Annotated in this window: 17 protein-coding genes; 7 read left to right on the top strand and 10 right to left on the bottom strand. The window is 72.7% G+C overall.

All coding sequences use genetic code 11. The features are described from left to right. Positions 1 to 10: 10 nt before the first annotated feature. The 6 genes from cphA to glgC all read right to left on the bottom strand — a co-directional run bounded on the left by cphA (position 11) and on the right by glgC (position 8,131). Positions 11 to 2,887, bottom strand: coding sequence for a cyanophycin synthetase (cphA, locus tag ABD979_RS18140; RefSeq protein ID WP_345508916.1), 2,877 nt, complete (start codon positions 2,885 to 2,887; stop codon positions 11 to 13). Positions 2,888 to 3,001: 114 nt separating this feature from the next. Beyond that, positions 3,002 to 3,913 carry a cyanophycinase gene (locus tag ABD979_RS18135; protein ID WP_345508915.1) on the bottom strand — a complete coding sequence of 304 codons (912 nt, stop codon included), beginning with the start codon at positions 3,911 to 3,913 and terminating at the stop codon, positions 3,002 to 3,004. A 9-nt stretch (positions 3,914 to 3,922) separates the two neighbouring features. Continuing rightward, a complete protein-coding gene (serB, locus tag ABD979_RS18130; protein WP_345508914.1) occupies positions 3,923 to 5,170 on the bottom strand; it encodes a phosphoserine phosphatase SerB in 1,248 nt (415 codons plus the stop codon). Positions 5,171 to 5,246: 76 nt separating this feature from the next. Beyond that, positions 5,247 to 5,978, bottom strand: a complete 732-nt coding sequence (locus tag ABD979_RS18125; protein WP_345508913.1) for a ZIP family metal transporter — start codon at positions 5,976 to 5,978, stop codon at positions 5,247 to 5,249. Between the two features lie 9 nt (positions 5,979 to 5,987). After that, positions 5,988 to 6,812 (bottom strand): LLM class F420-dependent oxidoreductase, encoded by an 825-nt coding sequence (locus ABD979_RS18120; RefSeq protein ID WP_425584007.1) that lies wholly within the window; start codon positions 6,810 to 6,812, stop codon positions 5,988 to 5,990. A gap of 62 nt (positions 6,813 to 6,874) precedes the next feature. Then, positions 6,875 to 8,131, bottom strand: coding sequence for a glucose-1-phosphate adenylyltransferase (gene glgC / locus ABD979_RS18115; RefSeq protein ID WP_345508912.1), 1,257 nt, complete (start codon positions 8,129 to 8,131; stop codon positions 6,875 to 6,877). A 103-nt stretch (positions 8,132 to 8,234) separates the two neighbouring features. Between glgC and glgA the strand changes: the two genes are divergently transcribed. Further along, positions 8,235 to 9,437 (top strand): glycogen synthase, encoded by a 1,203-nt coding sequence (gene glgA / locus ABD979_RS18110; RefSeq protein WP_345508911.1) that lies wholly within the window; start codon positions 8,235 to 8,237, stop codon positions 9,435 to 9,437. Between the two features lie 51 nt (positions 9,438 to 9,488). Here glgA and ABD979_RS18105 read toward each other — a convergent pair whose 3' ends face one another. Beyond that, positions 9,489 to 10,238, bottom strand: a complete 750-nt coding sequence (locus ABD979_RS18105) for a PIG-L deacetylase family protein (protein ID WP_345508910.1) — start codon at positions 10,236 to 10,238, stop codon at positions 9,489 to 9,491. 55 nt (positions 10,239 to 10,293) lie between these two features. Between ABD979_RS18105 and ABD979_RS18100 the strand changes: the two genes are divergently transcribed. Then, positions 10,294 to 10,734, top strand: a complete 441-nt coding sequence (locus ABD979_RS18100) for a pilus assembly protein CpaE (RefSeq protein ID WP_345508909.1) — start codon at positions 10,294 to 10,296, stop codon at positions 10,732 to 10,734. Here ABD979_RS18100 and ABD979_RS18095 read toward each other — a convergent pair. Next, complete coding sequence (locus ABD979_RS18095; RefSeq protein WP_345508908.1) at positions 10,731 to 11,495, bottom strand: hypothetical protein; 765 nt, start codon at positions 11,493 to 11,495, stop codon at positions 10,731 to 10,733. The two genes, ABD979_RS18100 and ABD979_RS18095, sit on opposite strands and share 4 nt — an antisense overlap. Before the next feature lie 59 nt (positions 11,496 to 11,554). On the opposite strand from ABD979_RS18095, the gene ABD979_RS18090 reads away from it, so the two are divergent. From ABD979_RS18090 to ABD979_RS18070, 5 genes are all read left to right on the top strand, one after another. Beyond that, entirely contained in the window at positions 11,555 to 12,340 is a 786-nt protein-coding gene (locus tag ABD979_RS18090; protein WP_345508907.1) for an ABC transporter ATP-binding protein, read from the top strand. A gap of 129 nt (positions 12,341 to 12,469) precedes the next feature. Then, positions 12,470 to 12,919, top strand: a complete 450-nt coding sequence (locus tag ABD979_RS18085) for an NfeD family protein (protein WP_345508906.1) — start codon at positions 12,470 to 12,472, stop codon at positions 12,917 to 12,919. Between the two features lie 107 nt (positions 12,920 to 13,026). Further along, the gene (locus tag ABD979_RS18080; protein WP_345508905.1) at positions 13,027 to 14,244 is read left to right on the top strand and encodes an SPFH domain-containing protein; all 1,218 of its coding nucleotides are present in this window, start codon (positions 13,027 to 13,029) and stop codon (positions 14,242 to 14,244) included. A 71-nt stretch (positions 14,245 to 14,315) separates the two neighbouring features. After that, entirely contained in the window at positions 14,316 to 15,086 is a 771-nt protein-coding gene (locus ABD979_RS18075; protein ID WP_345508904.1) for a sulfite exporter TauE/SafE family protein, read from the top strand. A 38-nt stretch (positions 15,087 to 15,124) separates the two neighbouring features. Next, positions 15,125 to 15,934, top strand: coding sequence for a TrmH family RNA methyltransferase (locus ABD979_RS18070; RefSeq protein WP_345508903.1), 810 nt, complete (start codon positions 15,125 to 15,127; stop codon positions 15,932 to 15,934). 9 nt (positions 15,935 to 15,943) lie between these two features. Here ABD979_RS18070 and ABD979_RS18065 read toward each other — a convergent pair whose 3' ends face one another. Both ABD979_RS18065 and ABD979_RS18060 read right to left on the bottom strand, forming a co-directional pair. Next, entirely contained in the window at positions 15,944 to 16,321 is a 378-nt protein-coding gene (locus ABD979_RS18065) for a DUF3037 domain-containing protein (protein WP_345508902.1), read from the bottom strand. Next, on the bottom strand, positions 16,318 to 17,088 hold the full coding sequence (locus tag ABD979_RS18060; RefSeq protein ID WP_345508901.1) for a HipA family kinase: 771 nt from the start codon (positions 17,086 to 17,088) through the stop codon (positions 16,318 to 16,320). The genes ABD979_RS18065 and ABD979_RS18060 overlap by 4 nt, the downstream gene beginning before the upstream one ends. Positions 17,089 to 17,090 lie beyond the last annotated feature (2 nt).

Below are 17,090 nucleotides of genomic sequence, written 5' to 3'. Positions count from 1 at the left end.
TGCGGACTCCTCAGATGGCGGTGTCGTCGGCCTTGTCGGGCACGGCGCCGAAAGCCTCGGCGTCGGCCTCCTCGCCCTCGGCCTCGGCCGTCTCGGTGAGGGTGCTCGGGTCGAGGTCGGGGTCGCTCGTGGCGGCGGCGGGCGCGCCGATGCGGGCGCCAGCCTGGGCGTGCTTGGTGCGCTCCTCGAGCTCGGCGACGACCATCGAGTGCTGGTCGACGCACATGACGACGAGGTCACCCGGGTTGGTGCGGGCGAGCACGTGCCGGGTGGCCTCGAGCTCGTCGAGCACGATCTCGACCTGGCGGCAGCGCGCACCGGCGGCCATGGCCGTGCGGGCACCCTCGGCCACGAGCTCGGCGGCCTCGCCCGGCTTGCGGCCGCGCAGGCGCTCGTCCTCGCGCACGACGATGACGTCGAAGTGGTGCGCCGCGACCTCGCCGAGCTCGCGGATGTCGTCGTCGCGGCGGTCACCGGCCGCGCCGATCATGCCGATGCGCGAGGTGCGGCCGAGGTCGGACTGGCCCTGCTTCTGCTCGGCGTAGCGGTCGACGAACGCGCCGAGCTCCTTCATGCCGGCAGCGTTGTGGCAGTAGTCGACGAAGACCTCCGCATTGGCCACCTGCACGAGGTTGAGCCGGCCGGGGGAGAGGTAGTACGTCGTCGCGAAGGTCCGCAGGCCCTGCCGGATGTCGTGCAGCGGCGCGCCGGCCGCGAACGCCGCGCCGGCCGCAGCCAGGGCGTTCGCGACGTTGAACCGCGCGGCACCGCCGAAGGTCGACGGCAGCAGGTGGGTCCAGGCGAGCTGCATGCTGCGGCGGCCGTGCTTGATGACGATCATCTCGCCGCGGTCGCTCGGCTCGAGCACGACGGCCCGGCCGCCGCGACGGCAGTAGTCGTCGACGAACTCGCGCACCTCGCTGCCCGGCTCCGACATGGTGAACCAGACGATGCCGCCCGAGCACCGCCGGCGCATGTTGCGCACGTGCGGGTCGTCGGCGTTGAGCACGGCGAAGCCGTCGCGCGGCACGGCCTCGACGATGACGGCCTTGACGTCGGCGAGCTGGCGGAGGGTGTCGATCCCCTTCATCCCCAAGTGATCTGGCGCGATGTTGGTGACGACGGCGATGTCGTTGCGGTCGTAGCCGAGGCCCTCACGCAGGATGCCGCCACGCGCGACCTCCATGACGGCGAAGTCGACGCGCGGGTTCTGCAGCACCATCCGCGCGGACCGCGGGCCCGACGCGTCGGCCTTGATGACGAGCCGCTCGTCGATGACGACGCCGTCGGTCGAGGTCATGCCGACCTTGCGGCCGAGCCCCTTGAAGATGTGCGCGATCATCCGCGACGTCGTCGTCTTGCCGTTGGTGCCCGTCACGGCGACGATCGGCACGCGCGACTGGGCGCCCGGGGGGAAGAGCAGGTCGACGACGGGCTTGGCGATGAACTGCGGCTCGCCGACGGTGGGGTGGGTGTGCATCCGGAAGCCGGGGGCGGCGTTGACCTCGCAGATGGCGCCGCCGGTCTCGCGCACCGGGTAGGTGATGTCGGGGCAGATGAAGTCGATGCCGGCGACGTCGAGGCCGACCATGCGCGCGGCCTCCTCGGCGATCTCGACGTTGTCGGGGTGGGCGTCGAACGTGCGGTCGATGGAGATGCCGCCCGTCGACATGTTGCCCGTCAGTGCGAGCTTGACCATCTCGCCCTCGGGCGGCACCGACTCGAGCGTGTGGCCCTGGCCCTCGAGGATGTCGATCGCGTTCGCGTCGACCTTGATCTTCGTCAGCACCTTCTCGTGGCCGACGCCGCGCCGCGGGTCGGCGTTCGTGATGTCGACGAGCTCGGCGACGGTGTGCGTGCCGTCGCCGACGACGTGCGCCGGCACGCGCTCGGCGATGGCCTGCATGCGACCGCCGACGATGAGGCAGCGGTAGTCGCGGCCGGTGACGAACGACTCGACGACGATGGTGCCCCGACGCGACTCCGCCTTGGCGATCTCGTATGCCTTCTCGACCTCCTCGTCGCTCATCAGGTTGAGGCACACACCGCGGCCGTGGTTGCCGTCGAGCGGCTTGACGACGACGGGGAACCCGATGCGGCGGGCGGCCTCGAGGGTGCCGCGCAGGGTGCGGACGGCCTCCTGCTTGGGCACGGGCAGGCCGGCCGAGCCGAGCAGCTTCGTCGTGAGGTCCTTGTCGCCCGCGATGTCGACGGCGAGGGCGCCGGTCCTCGACGTCATGGTGGCGCGGATGCGCTGGGCATGCACGCCCTGGCCGAGCTGCACGAGGGAGGCCGAGTTGAGCCGGATGTAGGGGATGTCGCGCGAGGCCGCCTCCTCGAGGATGGCGGCCGTCGACGGCCCGAACGCGACCCGCTCGGCCTGCCGGAGGAAGGCGTTGAACTCGGTCTCGAAGTCGAAGCCGTCCTCGGCCTCGACGAGGTGGTTGATGAGCCGGACGGCGAGCTTGCCGGCCGCCACGCCCACGGTCTCGTCGGTGTAGCTGTAGACGACGTTGTAGCAGCCCGGGCGGCCCTTGACGGCGCGGGTCTTGCCGCGGCGCGAGTCGTGGCCGGCGAGGGTCTGCAGCTGGAGCGCGACGTGCTCGGCGACGTGGCCGAGCCAGGTGCCCTCACGGAGGCGCTCGATGAAGCCGCCACGGCGGCCCAGCGAGCAGGTGTGCCGCTCGAGGCCGGGCACGAGCTCGATGAGCTGGTCGGTGAAGCCGTCGAGCGAGACGGTCGGATACTCCTCCAGGCTGCCGAGGTCGACGACGAGGTGGATCGCCTGCTGGTAGGACCAGACGTTCGGCCCGCGGTAGATCCTCGTCTCGAGGATCGTGAGGTCCGGTCGTGCCGGTCCGGTGGGGGTGGGTACCTCGACGGCCATCGCTGTTCTCCTACGGGGTCATTCGGGGTCGCTCGGATCGTGCAGGTCGTGCAGGTCGTGCAGGTCGTGCAGGTGGCGCGGTTCGTGCAGGTGGTGCGGGTCGTGCACGGTGGTTCAGTGGCGTGCGTCGCTCGTGCGGGCCGAGCGGAGCTTGGCCGGGACGACCGCACCCTCGATGTCGGGGTGGCGCTCGACGAAGGCGGTCAGCTCGACGTGGCCCAGGTCGAACGTACTGCCCGTCGGCAGCGAGTGCACCACGGCTCCCGAGACGAGCAGGGGCGCGCCGCGGCGGGCGTCGGCCGCGTCGGTGATGGCGTTGCGGGCGTCGACGAGGAAGATCGAGCCCGCACCGATGACCGACATGACGCCGTCGTCGCGGATCTCGGCCGCCGTGTTCTCGTCGATGCCCATGCCCAGCAGGTTGGGGGAGGCCGCGACCATCGACATGAGCCGGCCGTAGCGGCCGCGCTGGTCGAAGTGCTGGTCGATGATGATGTCCTCGACGAGCCCGAGGCCCGCGGAGATCTGGCTCGCGCGCTGACGCGGGGTGAGCCCCTCCTCGCCGAGCGAGATCATGAAGCGGCTCATGATCGAGGCACCGGCCGAGGTGCCCGCCACGACGGCGCCACGCTCGTGGGCGCGCAGGATGGCGTCGCCCACCGGCATGCCGACGATGCTCTGGGCGAGCTTGACCTGGCTACCACCGGTGAGGAACACCCCGGTGGCGCGGTCGAGCAGCTCGACGAGGTGCGGGTCGGTCGCGTCGCGGCGTGTCTGCGGGTGCACGACGCTGACGTCGCCGCCGCGCAGCCGGGTGAAGACGTCGCGGTAGGCCTCCGAGACCTCTTCGGCGTACGACGAGGCGGTGGGGATGACGACGATGTGGCCACGGTGCCCGCCGGAGAGCTTGACGAAGCGCTTGAGCACGACCGAGCGACCGATGCGGTCCTCGGCCCCACCGATGATGAGCAGCGTGCGACGGGGTCCGCGCGGGCTCGGCGTGGTGGTCGGCGACGGGGTCTGCATCGAGCCAGCCTAGTGACCGGCGTGGGGGACCGGCGGAGCCTGGGTCGGCGTGCCGTCGTCGAGATCGGCCTCCTCGATCTCCTCGCGGCTCAGGCCGAGCAGGTAGAGCACCGAGTCGAGGTAGGGCACGTTGACCGACGTCTGGGCCTGCTCCTGCACGATCGGCTTGGCGTTGAAGGCGACCCCCAGCCCCGCGATGTCGAGCATGTCGAGGTCGTTGGCCCCGTCGCCGATCGCGACGGTGCGGCTGAGCGGCAGGCCCTCCTGCTCGGCGAACTCCCGCAGCGCGCGTGCCTTGCCCGCGCGGTCGACGACCTCGCCGACGACGCGGCCGGTGAGACGGCCGTCCTCGATCTCCAGCCGGTTGGCGCGCGCGTGGTCGATGCCGAGGTCGTCGGCGAGCGCGCCGACGATCTCGATGAAGCCGCCGCTGACGAGCCCGACCGTGAAGCCGAGCCGCTTGAGGGTGCGCACGAGGGTGCGCGCCCCGGGCGTCAACTGGACGGCCTCGCGCACGTCGTCGAGGACGGATGCCGGCAGGCCGGCCAGCGTCGTGACGCGCGCTCTCAGGGACTCCTCGAAGTCGAGCTCGCCCGCCATGGCGCGTGCCGTCACCTCGGCGACCTCGGCCTCGCGGCCCGAGTGCGCGGCCAGCAGCTCGATGACCTCCTGCTGGATCAGGGTGGAGTCCACGTCGAGCACGACGAGCCGTCGGCCGCGACGGGCGAGCCCGCCGGGGGCGACGGCGATGTCGATGCCCTCCGAGGTGGCGACGAGGGCGAGCTCGGTGCGCAGGGAGGCGACGTCGGCGCCGGAGATGTCGAACTCGACGGTCGTCACGGGGTAGCGCGACAGCCGGCGGATGCGGTCGATGTTCGCGCCGTGGTCGGCGATCCGCGAGGTGACGAGCGACACGGCGCTGGCCCTGAGCGGGGCGCCGAGCACCACGACCGCGGCCCGGCCCTGGCGCGATCGCCGGTTGTCGCCCGTGCCCTCGACGACCCGGAGGTCGACCCCGAGCCGGTGCGCGGCGACGGCCGCCGCGTCGCGCAGCTGCTCGACCTTCGCGCCGGGTCGGAGCAGCACCGTCAACGTCAGGTGGCCCTGCACGACGACCTGCTGGATGTCGAGCACCTCGGCCCCGAAGCCGGAGAGGGCTCCGAGCAGCGTGCCGGTGACGCCCGGGCGGTCGTCACCCGTCACCGTGATGCTGAGGGTCTGGAAGTCGGGCTCGTCCGTGCGGGTCGCGTCGGTCACCCGCGTCAGGGTAGTGAGGACGCCCGGCGGGCGGTCACGCCTTCCGGCATCCGGCTGCCCGAGGCCGCGCCCGTCCTCAGCCGACCGCGCTGAGCAGGAACGCGAGGGCGAAGCCGAGCATCGTGACGAGCCCGACGAGCCGACCGGCGTGCTCGGTGGCCTCGGGCATCATCGTGTCCGCGAGCATCGTGATGATGGCGCCCGCGGCGAAGGTCTGGATGACGGCGACCGTCTCGGGTGAGGCCCCTTCCAGCAGAACGTAACCCAGGCCAGCAGCCGCCCCGGACGCGAGCATGACGAGGATCCAGAGCCGCAGCACGTGCGCCGTCGAGCGCCCGGCCCGCTTGAGGCCGGCACTCGCCGACATCGACTCCGGCACGTTGGAGAGGAAGACCGCCGCGACCATGGCGATGCCCACCTCCCCGCCGCCGAGGACGCTGACGCCGATCGCCGCCGACTCCGGTATGCCGTCGAGCAGCGCCCCCAGCACGAGCGCGAGCGCTCCGGCCCCCTGCTGGTGCTCGCCGGTGGGGCTCTTGCGCCGGTGCCCACCGCGCCGGTCGATGAGCCAGTCGCCGACGAAGAAGACGAGCGAGCCGCTGACGAGGCCGACCACGACCGGCGTCGCGCCGCCGCTGCGGTAGGCGTCCTCGGTCAGCTCGAAGGCGACGGCGCTGATGAGGACGCCGGCGCCGAAGGCCATGACGATGCCGATGACCCGGTTGGAGGCCCGGGCGAAGAGGCCGAGGAGGGCACCGACGAGCAGCGCGGCCCCGCCGACGAGTCCCCAGAACGTTGCGGTCCACATGGCCGGTCCCTACCCGGCGGCGTTGACCTCGTCGCGCCACTGGAGCAGGTCGCGCACCCGGCCGAGGTCGGGGTCGGCGGCTGCGACGCTGGCCGTGAAGAGCCGGGTGCCGATGTCGTGGAGCTGCTGGGCGTTGCCGGCGTAGTCGCCGGTCTGGTCGGGGTTGCGACCGGGCACGAAGGCGACGCCGGCCGACCGCTCGATCTCGAGGGGGTCGCGGCCGCGCCTCGCGCACCACTCGTCGAGCACCCGGTGCTTGTGCGCGATCTCGTCGGGCCCGCCGAAGCCGTGCCAGATGTCGGCGTGCTCGGCCACGATGCGCAGCGTCTTCTTCTCGCCGCCTCCGCCGATGAGGATCGGGATGTCGCGCGTCGGGGCGGGGTTGAGCCGCGACCAGCGGTCGCGGATCACCGGCAGGTCGCGGGCGAGGTCGTCGAGTCGCCCACCGGCCGTGCCGAACTCGTAGCCGTACTCGTCGTAGTCGAGCTGCGCCCAGCCCGACCCGATGCCGAGCACGAGCCGGCCGTCGCTGATGTGGTCGACGGTGCGGGCCATGTCGGCGAGCAGGCTCGGGTTGCGGTAGCTGTTGCAGGTGACGAGGGCGCCGATCTCCACCGACTCGGTCGACTCGGCCCAGGCCGCCAGCATCGTCCAGCACTCGAAGTGCAGCCCGCCGCGGTCACCGCTCAGGGGGAAGAAGTGGTCCCAGTTGAGCAGGACGTCGACGCCGAGCTCCTCGAGCGTGGCCGCGGTGCGCCGGATCTGCGCCCACGTGGCGTGCTGCGGCGGCACCTGGATGCCGACGCGGGCGGGTCGGGGGTCGCCCACGCTCACCGGCGCCGGCAGGTCGGCTGCCGCCGGGTCGACCGCGGCGGCGGAGGTCGGGTCGCCGGCGGTCACCGGGTGACCACCTGACCCTTCCCGACGACGACGATGCCGGTCTCGGTGACGTGGAACCCGCGCGCCCGGTCGTGGTCGTGGTCGATCCCGATCTGGCAGCCCTCGGGCACCACGACGTTCTTGTCGATGATGGCGCGGCGGATCTGCGCGTGCCGGTTGACCTCGACGCCGTCGAGCAGCACGGAGCCCTGGATGCTCGCGTACGAGTGCACGTGCACGAGCGGCGAGAGCACCGAGGCGTAGATGTGCGCGCCCGACACCACGACGCCCGGCGACACGGCCGAGTTGAGCGCCTCACCGATGCGGTCGCCGCTGCCGTGGACGAACTTCGCCGGCGGGTAGGGGCTGTGCTGGGTGTAGATCGGCCACTCGTAGTTGTAGAGGTTGAAGACCGGGTGGATCGAGATGAGGTCCATGTGCGCGTCGTAGTACGACTCGATGGTGCCGACGTCGCGCCAGTAGCCGCGGTCGCGGTCGGTGGCGCCGGGCACCTCGTTGTCCTTGAAGTCGTAGACGCCGGCCTCGCCGCGCGCGACGAACCAGGGCACGATGTCGCCGCCCATGTCATGGCTCGACTCGGCGTCGTGGTCGGCCGTCACGGCCTGCTCGAGCGCGGAGGCCGTGAAGACGTAGTTGCCCATCGAGGCGAGCACCTCGTCGGGGTTGTCCGGCAGGCCCTTCGGGTCGCTCGGCTTCTCGAGGAAGGCGGCGATGCGCTTCGGGTCGTCGTCGTCGACCTCGATGACGCCGAACTGGTTGGCGAGCGAGATCGGCTGGCGGATGGCGGCGACCGTGCACGCCGCCCCCGACTCGATGTGCTGCTCGACCATGGCGCTGAAGTCCATGCGGTAGACGTGGTCGGCGCCGACGACGACCACGATGTCGGGCCGCTCGTCGTGCATGAGGTTGAGGCTCTGGTAGATCGCGTCGGCGCTGCCGAGGTACCAGTTCTTGTCGACGCGCTGCTGCGCCGGGACGGTCGTCACGTAGTTGCCGAGCAGCGTCGACATGCGCCACGTCTTCGTCACGTGCGCGTCGAGGCTGTGCGACTTGTACTGCGTCAGCACGACCACCTGGAGGTAGCCGGAGTTGACGACGTTCGACAGCGCGAGGTCGATGAGGCGGTAGATCCCGGCGAACGGCACCGCTGGTTTGGCGCGGTCGGCAGTCAACGGCATCAACCGTTTTCCCTCACCCCCCGCGAGCACGATGGCAAGGACCTTGGGACCAGCGGCTGGGCTTCGTCGGGCCATGAGGGCCACCCTAGGGCAGCGGTGCGGACCGGGGGCAGGTTCGGTCCGCCCATTGGCTGACGGATTCCGCGCCGGGGGGTCCTCGCGGGGCTAGGGTCGGACCGTGCGCGTAGACATCCTCAGCAAGGAGTACCCCCCGGCGGTCTACGGAGGGGCCGGTGTGCACGTGGCCGAGCTGGTGCGGGCCCTCCGCGCCCGCGGCGACGTCGACGTGCGGGTGCGGTGCTTCGGCGCCGACCGCGACGAGGCCGGCACGACGGCCTATCCCGACCTGCCGGAGCTGGCCGGGAGCAACGCGGCCCTGCAGACCCTTGGCGTCGACGTCAGCCTCGCCGGCGACTGCGTCGGGGCCGACCTCGTGCACTCCCACACGTGGTACGCCAACTTCGGCGGCCACCTCGCGTCGCTCCTCGGCGGTATGCCGCACGTCGTGACCGCGCACTCCCTCGAGCCGATGCGGCCCTGGAAGGCCGAGCAGCTCGGCGGCGGCTACCGCGTGTCGTCCTGGGCCGAGCGCACCGCCTACGAGGCGGCCGCCGCGGTCGTCGCCGTGAGCGCCGGCATGCGCGACGACATCCTGCGCAGCTACCCCTCGCTCGATCCCGACCGGGTTCACGTGGTGCACAACGGGATCGACGCCCAGATGTGGTCGGCCGACCGGTCGCCCGAGGCGGCCGACATCGTGCGTCGGCACGGCGTCGACCCCGACCGCCGGTCGGTCGTCTTCGTCGGCCGGATCACCCGCCAGAAGGGCCTTCCCTACCTGCTGCGGGCCTGCGCCGAGCTGCCGCCCGACGTCCAGCTCGTGCTGTGCGCCGGGGCGCCGGACACCCCGGAGATCCTCGCGGAGGTCGAGGGCCTGATGAACGAGCTCAAGGCCCGACGCGAGGGCGTCGTGTGGATCGCCGACATGCTGCCGCGCCACGAGGTCGCGGCGCTGCTCACCCACGGCACCGTCTTCGCCTGCCCCTCGGTCTACGAGCCGCTCGGCATCGTCAACCTCGAGGCCATGGCGTGCGAGCTGGCGGTCGTCGCCACCGCCACCGGCGGCATCCCCGAGGTCGTCGTCGACGGCGAGACGGGCTGGCTCGTGCCCATCGAGCAGGTGCAGGACGGCACCGGCACGCCGGTCGACCCCGACCGCTTCGTCGCCGACCTCGCCGCGGCGCTGAACGAGGCCGTCTCCGACGTCGACCGCGCCCGTGCGTTCGGCCGCGCCGGCCGGCAGCGGGCCGTCGACTCCTTCTCGTGGGACTCGATCGGCGACCGCACCCTCGAGGTCTACCGCACCGTCCTCGGCCCCTGACGCGGCGGACCCGTCGCGGCCGGTGCTCGACGCGGCCGGACGGACACCCGCTCAGCCGATGAGGCGGCCCGTGACGGCATGCGGCACGCCGGTCACCTCGGCCGGCGCACCCAGCACGGACCCGAGCAGCTCCGTCGGCGTCGGGTAGTCGGGCCCGAGCGCCTCGAGGTAGGCGGCGTGGGCCGACAGCGAGGCGATCGCGGCGTCCAGGTGCCCGGAGACGTCGACGAAGTGCGTCGGGGCCGGGTCGGCGACGACGAGCACGCGGGGGACCGCGCAGGGTTCGAGCCCCTCGTCGACGAGGTCGGGGAAGATCCACCGGTTGCCGGCGTCGGCGCGGGCGTCGACGACGGCGAGCCCGACGGCGCGGTGATCGGCCTGGTTGACCATGCCGTTCGGGAAGCGGTCGGCGTACGTCGCGGTGACGACGAGGTCGGGGCGGCGGACCCGGATCTCGCGCGCGACGGCGCGCCGCAGCGGCAGGCCGTACTCGACGACGCCGTCGGAGAAGCCGTCGAGGAACTCGACGACCTCGACCCCCACGCGTGCCGCGCCGTCGCGTTCCTCCTGCTCGCGCAGCGGCCCCGCCTGCGCCGGCGGCACCGTGTCGATGCCGGCCTCGCCCCGGGTGACGAGCAGGTAGGTGACCTGCTTGCCCGCCCTGACCCAGCGGTCGACGGCCGCAGCCGTGCCGTACTCGAGGTCGTCGGGGTGGGCCGCGACGCAGAGGATGCGCTCGATCCCCTCCTCGTCGAGGGCGTCGAGGACGGGCGGCGAGGGCTGCTGCGGCGGCTGCGTCATGGGGCAAATCTAGGGTTGCTTGGCGCCTCGCCGGGTCGATGTGACGATGGTGCCCATGTTGACCATCGAGCTGGCCCGCCGCCTCGCCGACGCGGGGCTCACCTGGCAGCCTGCCTCCGGCGACCGCTTCGTCGTGCCCGTCGACGGCATGGAGCAGGACGTCTTCGTCATCAGCGACCTCACGGTCGACGTCCACCACTTCACGACCGGTGACGTCATCGGCTTCAACGGCACGACCGAGTGGGCGCTCGACAGCGTCGAGCAGGACAAGGTGGTGTGGCTCCCGCGCGAGGAGCAGCTGCGCGACCTGCTCGCAGACGCGTTCGTCTCGCTCGAGAAGCTCGACGGGGGGTATGCCGTCACCGTCGTCACGCCCGCGGGTGGCACCGCGCGCCACGCGGACATCGACGCCGAGCGCGCCTACGCCCGGGCGGTCGTCGCCCGCCTCGAGGGGCAGACACCCGAGGCGCCCGCCGGTTCCGGCGCTGCCGACTAGGCCGGACGCCAGCCGGCGATCGACATGACGGCCACGTTCGTGGCGTCGGCGAGGGCCGCGTCGGCGTCGGCCGCCAGGTCGCGCAGCAGCACCCCCCGGGTGCGCACCGTGCCGGCGTCGAGGCCGCCGGAGCCGAGCGAGGTCAGGCCGAGGGTGCGGTGCGCGAGGCGGGACAGGTTCGCCGCGAGCGACATGATGCGCAGCGCGCGGCCCGACGTCGAGGGTGGGATGCCCCAGAGGGCGGTGTCGAGGTCGGCCTGGGCCTCGGCGCGCGCCTCGTCGCCCCACGGGTGGCCGCCGACCTGCTCGAAGCGCTCGGTGTGCTCGCGCAGTCGCAGCAGCAGGCCGCGCTCGATGTCGCGCAGGTCGAGCATCTCGAGCCGGTGCCGGGGGATCGGGTCGGCCTCGTAGGCGGTCCAGTCCGCCCGCACGCCGACGTCACCCTCGGGCCCGAACTCGCTGAGGGTCGGCACGAGCACCCCGCCGAGGCCGGCCACGAAGACGCACTCGCCCGCCTCCGCGGCGTGCGCGGTCGCGGCGGTCGAGCCCCGCGGCATCCGGCTCGGGTCTCCCGGGCGGGGGAGCGCGACGAAGAGGGCGCGCTCGCCGAGGTCACGCCACACGTCGAGGCGGGCGAGGTCACCCGCGACGTGGTCGAGGTCGGGGAAGGCGCGGCCGAGCGCGGCCGTCGTGTCGAGGTCGCCCCGCCACGATGCCGTCATCCACAGGGCGAGGCGCACGGAGGCGGGCAGCTCGGACACGACGCCATCGTAGGGTGCGCCGCCGCAGCAGCCTCGAGGCCGTGCCATAGGGTCGGGTCATGAGCGACGTCCTCGCCTTCGCCGGAGTCACCGTCCGCCGCGGTGCCTCCACGCTGCTCGACGACGTGACGTGGGAGGTGGAGGAGGGCGAGCGCTGGGTCGTGCTGGGCGCCAACGGTGCCGGCAAGACGACGCTCCTGCAGGTCGCCGCGGCCCGCATGCACCCGACGAGCGGTGTGGCCGGCGTCCTCGGCGAGGTGCTCGGGGCGGTCGACGTCTTCGAGCTGCGCCCGCGGATCGGTCTCGCCAGCTCGTCGATGGCCGAGCGCATCCCGGCCGGCGAGCTCGTCGGCAACGTCGTCGTCACCGCGTCGTACGGCATCATCGGCCGCTGGCGCGAGAGCTACGACCCGGTGGACTACGTGCGCGCGATGGAGCTGCTCCGGGCCCTCGGCGCCGAGCGCCTCGCGGACCGGCCCTACGGCACGCTGAGCGAGGGCGAGCGCAAGCGTGTGCAGATCGCCCGGGCCCTGATGACCGATCCCGAGCTCATGCTCCTCGACGAGCCGGCTGCGGGCCTCGACCTCGGCGGCCGCGAGGACCTCGTGCGCCGCCTCGGGGCGCTCGCCGCCGACACCGAGGCGCCGGCCATGGTGCTCGTGACCCACCACGTGGAGGAGATCCCGCCGTCGTTCACCGACGTGCTGATGATCCGCGACGGGCGGGTCGTGGCCGCCGGGCCGATCCCACTCACCCTGACGGCGGAGAACCTCAGCGAGACGTTCGGGCTGCCGCTCGTGCTCGAGCAGCACGGCGAACGGTGGTCGGCGCGCGCCGCCTCGTGATCGAGACCGTCCCGTTGCCTCGCTCGACCGATCCTCCGAGGGAACTGTTGCAGACTTGAGAACGTCACAGGAGTGACGCACGGGACGTCGGCGTCCCATGCCAACCCGAACGAAGGCAGGGTGTTGCACGTGTTCGAGGGGCACGCATGGATGGTGTGGCTCGGGGTCGCCCTCGTGCTCGTCGCCATCGAGACCCTGACCGTCGACTTCACCTTCCTCATGCTCGCCGGCGGCGCCGCGGGCGCCGCGGTCGCCGCCGCCTTCGGGGCCCCGCCGGCCGTCCAGGCGGTCGTGGCGGCCCTCGTCGCGGTCGCGCTGCTCGCTGTCGTGCGCCCGTGGCTCCGCTCGCGCTTCCAGGCGTCGTCGCCGACGCAGCTGATGGGCACGGCGGCCCACGTCGGGCGCTCGGCGGTCGCCCTCGACCGCGTGACCCCGGAGGGCGGGCAGGTCAAGCTCGCCGGCGAGACGTGGTCGGCCCGCACCCTCGGCGACAGCATCGAGCCCGGCGAGGAGGTCGTCGTCGACTCCATCGACGGCGCCACCGCCATCGTCAGCCGCGCCCACCTCGTCGGGGGCTGAGACACCGACGACACCAGACGAACGACCGAACGGTCCACCCGGGCTGTTCGCACACGCCGCGCCCCTCGGGGGAGCGCGGACCGCACAGGGAGAAGGTCGAGGAACCCGTGGACCCGGTACTCATCATTCCGTTGCTCATCCTGCTGCTCGCGATCGTCGTGGTGCTGCGCACCGTGCGCATCGTGCCGCAGCAGACCGCACAGATCGTCGAGCGGCTCGGTAGCTACAACAAGACGCTGACGGCGGGGATCCACTTCCTCATCCCGTTCGTCGACAAGGTGCGCGCGAACATCGACCTGCGTGAGCAGGTCGTGACGTTCCCGCCGCAGCCCGTCATCACGAGCGACAACCTCGTCGTCAACATCGACACCGTCATCTACTACTCCGTCACCGACGCCAAGGCAGCGGTCTACGAGATCGCCAACTTCATCCAGGGCATCGAGCAGCTCACGGTGACGACGCTGCGCAACGTCATCGGCTCGCTCGACCTCGAGCAGGCCCTGACGAGCCGCGACCAGATCAACGGCCAGCTGCGGGGCGTCCTCGACGAGGCCACCGGCAAGTGGGGCATCCGCGTCAACCGCGTCGAGCTCAAGGCGATCGACCCGCCCCACTCGGTGCAGGAGACGATGGAGAAGCAGATGCGCGCCGAGCGCGACCGTCGCGCCGCGATCCTCACGGCCGAGGGCTTCAAGCAGTCGGCCATCCTCACGGCCGAGGGCGAGAAGCAGAGCCAGATCCTGCGCGCCGAGGGCTCGGCGCAGGCCCGCATCCTCGAGGCACAGGGCCAGGCCCGCGCCATCCAGCAGGTCTTCTCGGCCATCCACCGCGGCAAGCCGACCCAGAAGCTGCTCGCCTACCAGTACCTCCAGGTGCTGCCGCAGCTCGCCCGCGGTGACTCGAACAAGATGTGGATCATCCCGTCCGAACTGACCGACGCCCTCAAGGGCATCGGCAACGCGCTCGGTGGCGCGGAGACCGCGCCGACCGGCGGCGGGGACGACGAGCCCTGGGTCGACCCGGGCGAGTCGGACGACGACGCCTTCGCCGAGACGGTGCTCGAGGACCCGGCCAAGGCGCTCGCCGAGGCCCGGGGTCAGGCGGCGCAGGCGAGCGCCGAGTCGACCGAGCAGGCCGCCCCGCTCTACCGCCCGCAGGCCGCGAGCGTCACCCCGGAGGTCGAGACCCGGCCGGTCACCGCGCCGCCCGCTGTCGCGGCCCCGGCCGCTCCCGAGCTGCCCGAGGCCGCCGAGCCGCCGGCCGTCGCGCCGCCGGCCCCGGCCGACCTGCCCGAGAACCCGACGGAGGCGCCCGGCACGCGCTGAGCACGACCGCGCGGCCGCCCACGCAGGCGACCGGGCAACCGGCACCCGGTCACCCTCTGTAGGGTGACCGGGTGTCGTTCTGGTCCGCCGTCGCCGTCGCACTGGCCGGCACCGGCGCCGGCCTCATCAACACCATCGTCGGGTCCGGCACCCTCATCACCTTCCCGACGCTCCTCTTCTTCGGCGTCAACCCGCTCGTGGCCAACGTGTCGAACAACATTGGCCTCGTGGCCGGCGGGGTCACGGGCGCCTGGGGCTACCGCCACGAGCTGACCGGCCAGGCACCGGCGCTGCGCCGGCTCGTGCCGCTCTCGTTCGTCGGCTCGGTCGTCGGTGCGAGCCTGCTCCTCGTCCTGCCGGCCGCGGCGTTCCGCGCCATCGTCCCGGTGCTCATCCTCATCGCGCTCGTGCTCGTGCTCGCGGGCCCACGGATCCAGGCGCGCGTGCACCCCGAGGGGGCCGACCGGCCGGTGCCGGGGTGGCACGCGCCGGCCATGGGTGCGGGCGTCTTCGTCGCCGGCGTCTACGGCGGCTACTTCGGCGCGGCCCAGGGCGTCCTGCTCATGGGCCTTTTCAGCGCCCTGAGCCTCGAGCCGCTCCAGCGGCTCAACGGCTACAAGAACGTGCTCTCGCTCGTCGTCAACGTCGTCGCCGCCGGTGTCTTCGTGCTCTTCGCCCGCGACCACATCGACTGGCTCGTCGTGCTGCTCGTCGCGGTGGGCGCCTTCGTCGGCGGCATCATCGGGGCGAAGGTGGGCCGGCGCATCCCGCCGGCGGTCCTGCGCGGGCTCATCGTGCTCATCGGCGTCGTCGCCATCGTCAAGCTCGTCTGGTTCCCCTGAGGCGAGCGGCCCCCGCGACGCGCACTACCCTGACGGGCGTGCCGATCGCGATCACCGACCCCACCGACCCCCGCCTCGAGGACTACGTCTCCCTCACCGACGTGGCCCTGCGCCGGCGCACGGAGCCGGAGCGGGGGCTCTACATCGCCGAGAGCCAGAAGGTCATCCGTCGGGCGCTCGCGGCCGGTCACCGGCCACGCTCCTACCTCATGGCCGAGCGGTGGGTCACCGACCTCGCCGACCTCGTCGACGCCGCCGAGGCCGACGGCATCCCCGTCTACGTCGGGGCGCACGACGTCATCGAGGCGCGCACGGGCTTCCACCTGCACCGCGGCGCGCTCGCCTCGATGCAGCGGCCCGAGCTGCCCGCCGTCGCCGACGTCATCGCCGGTGCGCGCCGGGTCGTGGTCGTCGAGGACGTCGTCGACCACACCAACGTCGGGGCGATCTTCCGGAGCGCCGCAGCCCTGGGCGTCGACGCCGTGCTCGTGACGCCGCGCTGCGCCGACCCCCTCTACCGCCGCTCCATCCGGGTGTCGATGGGCACGGTCTTCCAGGTGCCGTGGACGCGGATCGACCCGTGGCCGCAGGGGATCGGGCTGCTGCACGAGGCCGGCCTGCAGGTCGCGGCGATGGCCCTCTCGGACGACTCGGTGTCGCTCGCCGACCTCGAGTCGGACCCGCCGGAGCGCCTCGCACTCGTGCTCGGCGCCGAGGGCGACGGGCTGTCGGCCCGCACCGTCGCGGAGGCCGACCTGACGATCCGCATCCCGATGGCGGGCGGGGTCGACTCGCTCAACGTCGCTGCGGCGAGCGCCGTCGCCATGTGGGCGCTGCGCGGGCGCTGACGGTCCTCGTCAGGGGCGGACGAGCCGGCCCAGCAGGCGGTCGAGCTCGACCGCCGGGTCGTCGCAGAGGCCGCCGTGCACCGGCCCCGGCTGCACGACGGTCGAGCGGGGCGCGATGATCCAGCCGAAGCGCTGGCCCTGCTTCTCGAGCGTCGGCAGCCCGCGCCCGGTCTCGCCCCGGCACACCGCCCGCACGCGGTCGAGCATCGAGCGCACGCCGTCGAGGTCGCACGTCGGGGCGAGCGCCGCAGCGCGCGTCTCGTCGAGCTCCCAGGCCGCGTCGAGGAACCCGGCGTCCTGCGAGTAGAGCACGACGCCGACGTTGATGAACTCCTCGCGGTCGACGCGCGGCACGAGGCGGAGCAGCACGTACTGGTACGCGTTCACGCGGCGACCCCGCTCGGCACCCAGGTGAGCGGCCCGTCGAGCCGGGCGCGCAGCATCCGGCCGTATGCCGTCCGCACCGCGTCGGCGTCCACGAGCTCGTCGGTCGTCTCCAGCCACTCCTCGGGCACCTCGGCGACGACGGCCTCGAGGGCCTCCGGCGTCAGGCGGGCCGCCAGCTCGTCGTGGCGACGGGCCACGTCGCCGGCGACGTCGCGCAGCACGTGCCGGCTCGCGTCGAAGGGCTGCGCCGCGAAGCGTTCCGGCGACGGGGCGCGGCTCGGCCACGAGTGGTGGAAGTAGAGCGCCGCACCGTGGTCGATGGCCCACGTGCGGCCGTGCCAGACGAGCAGGTTGGGGTTGGCCCACGTGCGGTCGACGTTGGCCGTCAGGGCGTCGAGCCAGATGATCCGCTCGGCGAGGTCGGCGTCCGGTGGCCGTGACCCGTCGTAGCCGAGGGAGCCGGGCAGGAAGTCGACGCCGAGGTTCGTGCCCACCGACGCGGTCAGCAGGTCCTGCACCTCCTCGTCGGCCTCGTAGCGGGCGATGCGCGGGTCGAGGCGCACGACGGCGAGCTCGGGCACGGGCACGTCGACGAGGCGGGCGATCCCGGCCACGACGACCTCGGCCACGAGCACCTTGAGGCCCTGCCCGGCGCCGCGGAACTTGAGCACGTAGGTGCCGTCGTCGTCGGCCTCGACGATGCCGGGGAGCGAGCCGCCCTCCTTGAGCGGCGTCACGTATCGGGTGGCGGTCAGCTCCGGAAGCACCG

It is taken from the genome of Terrabacter aeriphilus (assembly GCF_039542985.1).
In the GTDB taxonomy this organism is placed as follows: domain Bacteria; phylum Actinomycetota; class Actinomycetes; order Actinomycetales; family Dermatophilaceae; genus Terrabacter; species Terrabacter aeriphilus.
This window is presented reverse-complemented; position numbering and strand designations above follow the sequence as displayed.